Source organism: Aquitalea palustris, assembly GCF_003693445.1.
Taxonomy (GTDB): domain Bacteria; phylum Pseudomonadota; class Gammaproteobacteria; order Burkholderiales; family Chromobacteriaceae; genus Aquitalea; species Aquitalea palustris.
On the sequence record NZ_RFAR01000086.1, the window covers coordinates 1 to 10,845 of the forward strand.

At 60.9% G+C, this 10,845-nt stretch carries 13 protein-coding genes; 5 read left to right on the forward strand and 8 right to left on the reverse strand.

The window, feature by feature from the left end; all coding sequences use genetic code 11:
* The 3 genes from EAY64_RS17410 to EAY64_RS17420 all read right to left on the reverse strand — a co-directional run.
* Positions 1-174: transposase (locus tag EAY64_RS17410; RefSeq protein WP_369407078.1), on the reverse strand; the 174-nt coding region annotated here is incomplete at its 3' end.
* Between the two features lie 393 nt (positions 175-567).
* A complete protein-coding gene (gene zigA, locus EAY64_RS17415; RefSeq protein WP_103526005.1) occupies positions 568-1,779 on the reverse strand; it encodes a zinc metallochaperone GTPase ZigA in 1,212 nt (403 codons plus the stop codon).
* A 34-nt stretch (positions 1,780-1,813) separates the two neighbouring features.
* Complete coding sequence (locus EAY64_RS17420; protein ID WP_103526006.1) at positions 1,814-2,485, reverse strand: DUF1826 domain-containing protein; 672 nt, start codon at positions 2,483-2,485, stop codon at positions 1,814-1,816.
* Between the two features lie 157 nt (positions 2,486-2,642).
* On the opposite strand from EAY64_RS17420, the gene EAY64_RS17425 reads away from it, so the two are divergent.
* From EAY64_RS17425 to EAY64_RS17435, 3 genes are all read left to right on the forward strand, one after another.
* On the forward strand, positions 2,643-3,518 hold the full coding sequence (locus EAY64_RS17425; RefSeq protein WP_103526007.1) for a metal ABC transporter solute-binding protein, Zn/Mn family: 876 nt from the start codon (positions 2,643-2,645) through the stop codon (positions 3,516-3,518).
* Positions 3,519-3,580: 62 nt separating this feature from the next.
* Entirely contained in the window at positions 3,581-4,312 is a 732-nt protein-coding gene (locus EAY64_RS17430) for an ATP-binding cassette domain-containing protein (protein ID WP_226034172.1), read from the forward strand.
* A complete protein-coding gene (locus EAY64_RS17435; protein ID WP_103526009.1) occupies positions 4,305-5,120 on the forward strand; it encodes a metal ABC transporter permease in 816 nt (271 codons plus the stop codon). The genes EAY64_RS17430 and EAY64_RS17435 overlap by 8 nt, the downstream gene beginning before the upstream one ends.
* Before the next feature lie 237 nt (positions 5,121-5,357).
* On the opposite strand, the gene copD is transcribed toward EAY64_RS17435, so the two are convergent.
* Both copD and copC read right to left on the reverse strand, forming a co-directional pair.
* Positions 5,358-6,239, reverse strand: coding sequence for a copper homeostasis membrane protein CopD (gene copD / locus EAY64_RS17440; protein WP_103526010.1), 882 nt, complete (start codon positions 6,237-6,239; stop codon positions 5,358-5,360).
* Positions 6,236-6,601 carry a copper homeostasis periplasmic binding protein CopC gene (gene copC, locus EAY64_RS17445; RefSeq protein WP_103526011.1) on the reverse strand — a complete coding sequence of 122 codons (366 nt, stop codon included), beginning with the start codon at positions 6,599-6,601 and terminating at the stop codon, positions 6,236-6,238. Before copC ends, copD begins: the two co-directional genes overlap by 4 nt.
* Before the next feature lie 216 nt (positions 6,602-6,817).
* Between copC and EAY64_RS17450 the strand changes: the two genes are divergently transcribed.
* Entirely contained in the window at positions 6,818-7,252 is a 435-nt protein-coding gene (locus EAY64_RS17450; protein ID WP_103526015.1) for a four-helix bundle copper-binding protein, read from the forward strand.
* Between the two features lie 18 nt (positions 7,253-7,270).
* On the opposite strand, the gene EAY64_RS17455 is transcribed toward EAY64_RS17450, so the two are convergent.
* Genes EAY64_RS17455 through EAY64_RS17465 form a run of 3 tightly spaced genes read right to left on the reverse strand, consistent with a single transcriptional unit; the run spans position 7,271 to position 10,189 of the window.
* Positions 7,271-8,047, reverse strand: coding sequence for an ABC transporter ATP-binding protein (locus tag EAY64_RS17455; protein WP_103526012.1), 777 nt, complete (start codon positions 8,045-8,047; stop codon positions 7,271-7,273).
* 1 nt (position 8,048) lies between these two features.
* Entirely contained in the window at positions 8,049-9,083 is a 1,035-nt protein-coding gene (locus tag EAY64_RS17460; protein WP_103526013.1) for a FecCD family ABC transporter permease, read from the reverse strand.
* Entirely contained in the window at positions 9,080-10,189 is a 1,110-nt protein-coding gene (locus tag EAY64_RS17465) for an ABC transporter substrate-binding protein (protein WP_103526014.1), read from the reverse strand. The genes EAY64_RS17460 and EAY64_RS17465 overlap by 4 nt, the downstream gene beginning before the upstream one ends.
* A 257-nt stretch (positions 10,190-10,446) precedes the next feature.
* Between EAY64_RS17465 and EAY64_RS17470 the strand changes: the two genes are divergently transcribed.
* The coding region (locus EAY64_RS17470) for a TonB-dependent receptor plug domain-containing protein (RefSeq protein ID WP_199734484.1) at positions 10,447-10,845 on the forward strand (399 nt) is incomplete at its 3' end.

The window sequence follows — 10,845 nt, forward strand, 5'->3', positions numbered from 1 at the left end:
GTATGCGGCGGCCTTTTTTAGGATGTCGCGCTCCTCGGTGACCCGTTTGAGCTCTGCCTTGAGACGTCGGATTTCGGCTTGATGGTCTGCAGGTTCGGCCACAGGGTAACCACGCTCGGTTACCTGTTTGACCGCTTCAATCTTGAACTCTTCGGGGAAACGCGGCTTGCTCATGACACCTCCTTGCGGGGCCTAGTGTGAGGCTCACGAGGTACCTAGGAAAGGAGGGGCGATTCAGATCAATATCGGTAAACTCATCAAAGATTACGATGGCGATAGTCGTCATGGGCAACTCTACAGAATGAAATGGCAAATACTAGCTCTACTACCACAGCAGAAAGAATTCCAATACCAGCATGTCCACCATACAACTCAAGCAGGCCTAATGTTGCAAGGGTAAAGCAGCTGATAATAAACCCGGCCATCAGTGCAGATCGACTGACTGAGGCCTCGGCATGAGCAGAAGAAGACCGGCAATAATGAATACACACCAGGCGGAAGATGGCTCCATTTGCCTTGCAAACAGCCTGAAGGTATCGAGAACTCAACAGGCATTTTCCTGATCTCTTAGGTCGCGCTTTCTTCCGGATTTAACGCCCAGCTGGGGAAAGGATCAGCCAGGCCGCACCAGCCTTGCTCGCCGCTAGCCAGTTCTGCATCGGTCATCAGGCAGGCATCAAACCCGGCAATCAGTGCGGCTTGGTCCATCTTCATGCCGATCAGCACCAGTTCCTGCTGGCGGTCGCCCCAGGGCGCTGCCCAGCGCGCCTCAATCATTTCCACGCTTTCCGGGTCGTCCGGCCAGTCTTCCCTGGCGACCGCAGCCCACCACAGGCCGGCACAGCCATGGCGTGAGATGGCCCCCGCCTGAGACCAACTGCCGGCAAAATCCGGCCGGTTGGCCAACCAGAAATAGCCTTTCGAACGTATCACCCCCGGCCATTGGCAGGCAAACCAGTCCCATAGCCGTTGTGGATGGAATGGCCGACGGGCACGGTAGACGAAACTGCTGATGCCGTATTCCTCGCTCTCCGGTACATGCTCGCCGCGCAACTCGCTCAGCCATCCGGCGGCTTCCGCTGCCTTGTCGAAGTCGAAGCGGCCAGTATTGAGCACGCGCGTGAGGGGTACTGTGCCAAACGCAGTGTGCACGATGTCGGCGTGCGGATTGAGCGAGCGCAGAATTCTGTCGAGGCGGTCCAACTCTTGCGGGCTGACCAGGTCGGTTTTGTTCAGCACGATCACGTCACAAAATTCCACTTGCTCAATCAGCAAATCCACCACGGCGCGATCATCTGCTTCGCCCAGGCTTTCGCCACGGTCGGTCAGTTGGTCACGGCAACTGTAATCGCGCAAAAAATTGTGGGCATCGACCACCGTTACCATGGTGTCCAGCCGGGCTATGTCCGACAGGCTTGCCCCGTCGTCATCGCGGAAGGTGAAGGTTTCTGCCACGGGCAACGGTTCGGCAATGCCTGTTGATTCGATCAAGAGGTAGTCAAAACGGCCAGTGCGTGCCAGTCGGCCAATTTCAATCAGCAGGTCTTCGCGCAAGGTGCAGCAAATGCAGCCATTGCTCATCTCGACCAGTTTTTCTTCGGCACGCGACAAGGCGGCGCCACCTTCGCGCACCAGGCGGGCGTCGATATTGACTTCCGACATGTCGTTGACGATGACGGCAACCCGCTTGCCTTCACGGTTGTTGAGGATGTGATTGAGCAGGGTGGTTTTGCCGGCGCCAAGAAAGCCGGACAGCACGGTGACAGGGAGTTTTTGCATAGTTGTTCCTTGGGCGTTCAAATTGGGTGGCGGGCTACCAAATGGCGTCCAGAGCCAGTAGCACACGGCATGGCTCCAGCGGGTCCGGGGCGGGGGAGCGATGAATCGCGCCACGGCCATCATTGCCCTGCCATTGCGTTCCCTTGAGCAGGAGCAGGGCAAAGGGCGCTGCCTGCCGGATGGCCGCCGGGTTGCGGATCAGCCCGGAGGTTTCGTCCGGCATGCCCTGAGCCAGGCGGCCGAGCTTGCTGCGGTCGGCGGCTTCCTCACTTAGCCATTCGGTACCCTGGCCGTAGTAGGTGCACAGCATGCGCACACCTGTCCGGTCGACATGAAAGCGCGGGCACATGGCGCGGTCGAGCACTTCAAGACGCATGCCAACCTGCGGACAGCCGATCAACTCGGCATACATATCAAGCAGATAGGCCATGTCCTGCAGTAGGGCATCACGTCCGGGCAGGGCGGCCAGGCCCGGAATATCCAGCGCCTGGCCCGGGGTGGCCACCAGTCGGAATCCCAGCCCGAGCACACCCTGCTCGCGTGCTGCGGCAAAGTAGCGGGTGATGGGCTCTACCGGGCTGCGCTGATACAGGCAAAGCTGCACCTCTTCATCGAAAATGTGCAGCAGATCGGTCAGTCGGGCCGCTTCGTGCAGTGACCTTGTGGGTGGTGTCGCGCAAGGCGCTGGGTTGAGGGCGACAGTCATCGTCGGGTGTCCTGGTCATCACGCTGTCCGCCGCCGCCAGCGGCTTTCATGTTCTGCCAGGCGGGGGGTGCGGGCGTAAAAATAGTTTGCACAATGTTATATCATTACATAAAATTGACGAATCGTTATAACATAACACCGGAAAGTGAGAATAACCATGAATCGCATCACCCGCCTTGCTTCACTCCTGGCCCTGGCCTGCGCACCGCTGCTTGCCCAGGCATCCGGCCTGCCGATCAACGTTGTGGCCGGCGAAAATTTTTATGGCGATGTTGCCCAGCAAGTTGGCGGCAAGCATGTGCACGTCACCAGCATCCTGAGCAATCCGGATCAGGACCCGCACCTGTTCGAAGCCAGTGCCTCCACTGCCAAGGCCCTGAGTGCCGCCCGGCTGGTGGTGTATAACGGCATCGATTACGACCCGTGGATGGCCAAGCTGCTGTCCGCTGCCAAAGCTGCCGGCCGCAAGGAAATCGTTGCCGGTCAATTGATGCAGAAAAAAACCGGCGATAACCCGCACCTGTGGTACGACCCGGCCACCATGCCGCTGGTGGCGAAAGCGATTGCGGTGGAGCTGGAGGCTGCTGATCCGTCCAACAAGGCCGAATACCAACAGAACCTGAAGCGCTTCCTGGATTCGCTGCAGGCAATCAACAGCAAGGTAAAGTCGATCCATGACAAACACGCAGGCACGCCGGTAACCGCCACCGAGCCTGTTTTCGGCTATATGGCGAGCGCGCTTGGCTTCAAGATGCGTAATGAAAAATTCCAGCTGGCCGTCATGAACAACACCGAGCCTAGTGCCAGTGATGTTGCCGCCTTCGAAAACGACCTGAAAACCCACAAGGTAAAAGTGCTGTTCTACAACAGCCAGGCTTCGGACCAATCGGCCAAGCGTGTGCAGAAGATTGCCAAGGAAGCCAAGGTTCCGGTGGTGGGCGTTACCGAAACCGCGCCGACTGGCAAGCACTATCAGGACTGGATGCTCGGTCAGCTGAACGCGCTGAATCAGGCTTTGTCCTCGGGCAAGTGATGAGCGCACTGTCCTTACAACAGGTGACCGTTTCTTTCGCGGGAAGAGCGGTCTTGTCGGACGTGACTCTGGAGATTGGCCAGGGGCTGTTTATTGGCATGCTCGGCCCCAACGGGGCGGGCAAGACCACGCTGATGCGCACGGTACTCGGCCTGATACGGCCCGCTGGCGGCCGCATCCGCGTACTGGGCGAGCCAGCCTCGAGCGGTAATGCTGCGGTAGGGTATATCCCGCAGCTGCGCAGTCTGGCTGGCAATATGCGGCTACGTGGCTGGGATTTTGTCGCCAGTGCCTGCAATGGCCATCGCTGGGGGCTGCCCATCCTGAGCCGCGCCGGGCGGCAGGAAGTGCACTGGGCGCTCGATATGGTGGGGGCCACCGAGCTGGCACGGCGCCCGCTCATGGAAACGTCGGGGGGCGAGCGGCAGCGGCTGTTGCTGGCGCAAGCCTTGCTGGGCCGGCCACGTCTGCTATTGCTGGATGAACCCCTGATCAGTCTGGACCCGCACCATCAGCATGGGGTGGTGACGCTGGTGAAACAGGTACAGCAAGAGCTGGGCATTACCGTGATCTTCAGCGCGCATGAGCTCAATCCGCTGCTTGGTGCCATCGACCAGGTCTTGTATCTGGGGCGGGGTCAGGCGGCGCTGGGCAAGGTGGACGAGGTCATTACCAAGCCGGTGTTATCGCGGCTGTATGGGTCCAATATTGATGTGATACGCATGAAAAACCGCATTTTCGTGATGGCTGGGGACGTCGAAGTGGAAAAAGAGGAGCACTGCCACCATGCTTGAATTCGATTTCATGCAGAACGCCTTCATCGCCGGTGGCCTGGTGTCCGTGCTGGCCGGGGTGGTGGGGTTCTTTCTGGTCATGCGCGGGCAGACCTTTGCCGGCCATGCCTTGTCACACGTCGGCTTTGCCGGTGCAACCGGCGCAGCGCTGCTTGGCCTGTCGCCCATGTGGGGGCTGATCTGGGTTACCTTGCTTGGCGGTGTTTCCATGGGGGCACTGGGTGAGCGCCTGCAGGGCAGTGATATTGTGATTGGCACCATCCTGTCACTGGCCCTGGGCCTGGGGATGCTGTTTCTTCATTTCTTTACTGCCTATGCCACACAAGCCACTGCCTTGCTGTTTGGCAACGTCCTCGGGGTGAATACCGACACGCTATGGACTTTGGCATGGCTTGGCTTGGCTTGCCTGCTGTTGCTGGCCATCATGGCCCGCCCGCTGGTCTTTGCCAGTCTGCAACCCGAGCTGGCCGAGGCCAAGGGCGTCTCCCTGCGGCAGGTGTCCATGCTGTTTCTGGCCATTGTGGCCTTGACCACGGCGGAATGTATCCAGATTGTTGGCGTCTTGCTGGTATTCACGCTGATGGTAGGGCCTGCGGCAACCGCGCAGAAACTGACTTCACACCTGGGAACCGGGGTGCTGCTGGCAGCGCTGCTGGCACTGGCCGAAGCATGGCTGGGCATTACCCTGGCTTTCTATACGGATTGGCCTACCAGCTTCTGGATAACCGCGCTCAGTAGCAGTGCTTATCTGGCGGTGACCGTACTGCACATGCTGCGTAACCGCCGCCCCGTGGCATCCGCCGCCTGAGTCCAGCGGGTTTTGTCATGGGGCTGGCTCTTGAGCCGCAGACCGCCGTGTCAAGCTGTCCTGGTTACGACTTGCTTGAGCGGCGGCGGCTACTCCCTGGTTTTTCCTTCCCTGTTTTTGATGACAGCCAATATGCAGTTTCCTTGCCACTGAACCTGAGCTCGAGAAGGCGGCTGCACCAAGTCTGGTGTACCGGGACATGGGCAAGCTGATGGCATGCTTGCCGGATACGGAATTTCAGTACGGATCCAGCGTGCCAAGACAGGCTAGCAATGCCAAAGCAAGCAGGCACAGGGCAATTTGCATGTTAACGGCGCGGATAAACCAGGGAATGGCGCTGCGCTTGTCGCGCATGCGCGGAACAAGATAGTAGCGGTTGAACACGGCCAGCAGCACCATGCCGAGCACCGCCAGCAGTTTTAAGCCCAGCAGGATGGTATACGCGGAAAAACCATCGGGTAGCAAACTGCCGTTGATCAGATAGAAATTGCCCAGGCCGGTGAGGATGACGACTGCAACAAGCGCATGACCCGCCGTGGAAAAGCGGATCAGCGCCTGCATGGCAGGCTGCCGCCATGGCCCGGTTTGCCGCATCAGTTGCAATACCAGCGGCAGCGCACCCAGCCATGCTGCCGCAGCGAGTAAATGCAGCAGGTCGTTGAGTTGATGGACTACGCCGAGCCAGCCCTCATTCATTGCCGCGTGACCACTGAGCGTCAGACTGGCCAATAATGCGGTGGCAAGGAGTGCCGTCACTGGTGCAGCGCCGGCCCTTTGCCCGGCATGGCCGGACAGCACCAGCAGCAAGGCTGCTGCCAACTGCCAGCACCAGGCCCGACCGATACTGGATTCACCGGCCAGCATGGCCAGGCTGCTGATCTGCCAGCTGTCTGCCCAGCTATCGGCAAGGATGGCGTTGTGCAAGGGTAGTGCACACAAGGTGGCGAGCAGGATGAGCCAGCGAAGCCGCGCCAGCCTCGGCTGCCAGGCATGCCAGAGCCGGCTGCCCAGGCCGCCTGGCACCAGACTGAGCAGAAACCAGGCCGTGCCGAACAAGCACATGGCTGCACCGTCTGTCAGCCAGCGGCACAGCCATAACAAGTAATCAGCCGAGTTCACTTGCCTACGCTGAAGCTATACGTGCCGTTGGTCTTGTGGCCATCCACGGACAAGGCATGCCATTCCACCTGGTAGCTTCCTGCGGGCAATGGCTGGGCCGGTTTCACCACCAGTGTCTTGCCGGCATTGGTCAGCGTGGCTTCACCCAGCGCGATGTCCTGCTTGCTGGCGTTAATCAGCTTGATGCCGCTGAATTTCACATCCAGTGCTTCGGAAAATGTCAGGCTCAGGCTGGCAGGGCTGCTGGCTACGCTGTTGGCGGCCGGCTCGGCTGCTTTCAGATGGGCATGGGCCCAGGCGGCAGTGCTGGTGAACAGGCTGGCGGTGATGATCAGCAGGGCAAAACGGATAAAACGCAGCATGGGAACTCCTGTTGGTGTGAAAAAGATAGATTATAAAAAAACGGTCCGGCCCTGCCGAGGCTGCACGCCCAGCTAGCGGCACACTGCCTGCCATCCGGTGTTCAGGCCTGGCTGGCGGTCAGCTCCCCGGCGCATTGCCGTTTAATTTTGCGCGCAGATTGCATGATCTGGCGTAGCATTTAAATCTTATGTCCTGAAATATTGATTGGAGAAATGATGGACCGTCGAGAAGCCATTGGAGCTGTTGGTGCCTTTACTCTGGCAGCATTGAGTACGGTGGGCCGGGCGGAGAGCATGCCTGCGGCGAGCGCACCTGTCAGCAAGACCGCTGCGCTGGCAGAGGCGGCAAGCCACTGTGTGCTGAATGGCCAGCACTGTCTGGCCCATTGCCTGTTCTTGCTGGGTAATGGTGATGATTCGATGGCTGATTGTTCCAAGGCCGTCAACCAGATGCTGGCGTGCTGTACCGCCCTGCAAAGCCTGGCGGCACAGAATTCGGCCTTGTTGCCGGCCATGGCCAAGGTGGCGCTGGAAGCCTGTACCGTATGCGAAAAAGCCTGCAAGCAGCACAGCAGCATGCACGCTCCGTGCCGCGCCTGCATGGAGTCCTGTGCGGAGTGCATCAAGCAGTGCCGCGCATTTGCTGCCTGAGCCTGCAGGCCACGGCTCTCAGGCAGGCTGGGCATGGCGACCATGGTAAAACAGCGCAAAGCCGTCATCGGCGGTGATGCTGGAAATGGGCGTGTGATATAGCTGGCTGAGCAAGGCCGGGGTCATTACTTCTGCCGTTGCTCCAGCCACCAGCACGCGCCCCTGTTGCAGCAGCCAGCAATGCTGGCTGTAACGCCGGGCGGCATTCAGGTCGTGCAGCACCATGATGGTGAGCATATTGCGCTGGCGGGTTTGCTGCTCAATCAGCGCCAGTACTTGCTGCTGGTGTTGCAGGTCCAGCGCGCTGATGGGTTCGTCCAGCAGCAGGATGGACGGTTCACGCATCAATGCCTGTGCCAGAAACACCATCTGGCGCTGCCCGCCGCTCAGTTGGCATAGCGGCTGTTGCGCCACAGCGGACAAGCCCAGCTGCGCCAGTTGCTGCCGGGCTTGCTGCTGCAGCTGTGCCGGCACGCGCCAGCCCAGGGTTTGCAGCTTGCCCAGCAGTACCACTTCCACTGCACTCAGCCGGCTGTTGCTGCCACAGTCCTGCGGCAGCCAGGCCACCTTGGCGGGCAGGGTGCCGTAGCGGTGCTGCCAGTCGGGCTGACTGGCATGCCGGATGCTGCCGCCATAGGCCAGTTGCCCGGCCAGGGTGCGCAGCAGGGTGGATTTGCCGCAGCCGTTGGGCCCCAGCAGGCAGGTGATGCTGCCTTGTGGGCCGCTGGCAAGATCCAGCCCGTGCAGCACGGTTTGCCCGGTCAGGCGTACCGATAGCTGTGTGAGTTGCAGCATCTTATTGCCCGCCTTTGCTACGCAAGATCAGCAGCAGGAAGAAGGGCAGGCCGATCAGCGCCGTGACAATGCCGATGGGAATCAAGCCGCCGGGTGACAACCATTTGCCCAGTACCGAGGCCAGCGACAGCAACAAGGCACCCGACAGCGCCGCACCGGGAATCAACAGCCGGTGGTCCTCACCCAGCAGCATGCGCGCCATATGCGGGGCAATCAGCCCGACAAAACCGATGGTGCCGACAAAGGCCACCGCTACGCCGGTGAGCAAGGACACCAGGGCCAGCGCGCGCCAGCGCAGGCGGCTTACCGCAATGCCCAGGCTGGCGGCGCGTTCATCTGACAGACTCAGCGCGGTAAAGCGCCAGGCGTCGCGCGCCAGTACGCCACAGCCCAGCAGCAGGGTAAGCCACATCAGTCCCACCGCATGCCAGCCGCTTTTGTACAGGCTGCCAAACAGCCAGAATACGATCTGCGCCAGGGCGTCCGGTGCGGCCAGGTATTGCAGCAAGGACAGTAAGGCCTGAAACAGGAAGAGCAGCGCAATGCCCGCCAGCACATAGGATTCGGCATTGCCGCCGCGCCTGCGGCCAATCAGCAACACCGCACTGCCCGCCACAAAGGCAAAGCCCAGCGCACTAAGCGGCAGGCCCCAGGCTTCGGCCAGCCCCAGGCTGCTGCCCGCCACAATGAATAGCGCCGCGCCAAAACCGGCCCCCGCCGAAATGCCCAGCGTATAGCTGCTGGCCAGCGGATTGTGCAGCACGGTCTGCATGACCAGCCCGGATACCCCCAGCGCCGCGCCCACCGCCAGCGCCATCAGCGCCACCGGCAGGCGGATTTGCCACACGATGACGCCATCGCCCCCTTCCCCTTGCAGCAGGCTGTGCAGCACCTGGGCAATGCTCAGTTGTGCCGGGCCGCTGGCAATGTCCAGCAGCAAACTGCCAGCCAGCAGCAGCGCCGCCAGCAGCAGCAAGCCACTGCGGCCAAGCCGGGACTGCCAGCGGCCAGCCAGGGAAAGGCCCAGCGTGCTCATGGCTTGAGTGCCAGCATCCAGCTACCGCTATAGGCAACCGGCAGATAACGCTGGTGGTACTGGCGCAATTCGGCCAGCGGGTCGACATCGGCAAACTGGGCCGGGTAGAGCTGCTTGGCAATGAAAGCCATGGCGGTGTAGTCGTTCAGGCTGCGGCACAAGCCGTGTTCGATGGCATAAACATGTTGCTGGCGCACGGCGGGCAGGCTGCTCCAGCCGGGGCGGCCCAGATAGGCCTGCAGGCTGGCGCGGGCGTCGGCAGCGTTATGGTTGTATCCGAGTTTGACTGCCTTGGGGCGGTTTACCCAGGACGAGCCGGCAATGAAGATGTAGTCCGGCTGGGCGGCCAGCACCGCTTCCGGGTTCAGCGGCCCCCAGTTGGCGGCAATGCGGCCATTGGCCAGATTATCCGCGCCCAGGGTGTCCAGCAGCTTGCCCCACATGGTGTCGCGGTAGGTATTGCCCACCGTGTCTGCGCCGTCACGGCCCAGCTCCACATATACCCTTGGCTTGCTGCTGGCCTTGGCCAGTGCCACGCGGCGCAGGATGTCACGGTATTTGCGCTGGTATTGCTGCGCCAGTGCTTCGGCGCGGATATTGCTGCCCATCACCGCCCCAATGGCGCGGGTGCTGGCCAGATGGCGCTCCAGCGTCTGGGCGTTGTAGTCGATCACCACGATGGGAATGCCGGCCTGGGTGATTTGCTGTACCGCCGTGCCCAGCACCTTGAAACTGCCTTCCGGCAGGATCAGCACATCCGGCTTCAGCGCAATCACCTTTTCGGCGCTGAAGGTGTTGTCCTCGCTATAGCCTACGTCCGGCATGGTTTTGAGTGACGGAATCACCTGCTGATAAAGCGCCCAGTTGGCTGGACGCCAGCCAGCCCAGGGGTTTTTGCTGATGCCCACCACGCGTTTCCAGCCCTCGGTACCGGCGATGGCGGTGAAGTCCTCGAAATTGAAACCCAGCACTACCCGTTTGGCCGGAACATCCACTACCACCTTGCGATTGAGCGCATCACTGATGGTGAGCGGTTTGGCAAAGGCGGGCAGGGATAGCAGGGTGGACAGGCAAAGGGCAAGGATGGCGGTGCGGCGGCTGGTCATTATTCTTTGGGCATGGGGTGACAAGGCCGTCATTTTAAGGAAAGGGCGGGGTAGGGTGCTGCGGCAAATTGTCGCAGCATGGTGCGGCAATATGTCACAGCGCTTTGCCTTGGCAAGCTTGTAAGCTCGCAAGATTGACAGGCCAGGCCGCCGAACTGCGTTCGGCAAGCATGCTTGGGCCTGATCGGCATAACAGGGCTGGCAATCACCAGTTTGACCGGCCCGGCTGATTATCCGTTGCTCACTTGGGAAGCCTCATGCATTACCAGACCAAACCGGCCGTCGTGGCCGTCACCCTTGCGCTGTCGGCCCTTGGCCAGCTGGCTTATGCCGCCGACAGCAACGACATACAGCAAATGCCGGAGGTAGTCGTCCACGGCAGCCGGCCGGACAACCAGGCCAATGGCAGCAGCCTGAGCCCGGCACAACTGGCTGGGCAAGCAGCGCGCAGCAGCGACAGCGCCCAACTGCTGCAAGACATCCCCGGCCTGACTCTGCACGCAGCCGGTGGTTTTTCCAGCCTGCCGGTGCTGCGTGGCCTGGCCGACGACCGCCTGCTGGTCAAGACCGATGGCGCCAGCCTGATCGCCTCCTGTCCCAATCACATGAACTCGCCGCTGTCCTATATGGATGCCAGCAAGGTGGACAGCGTGCAG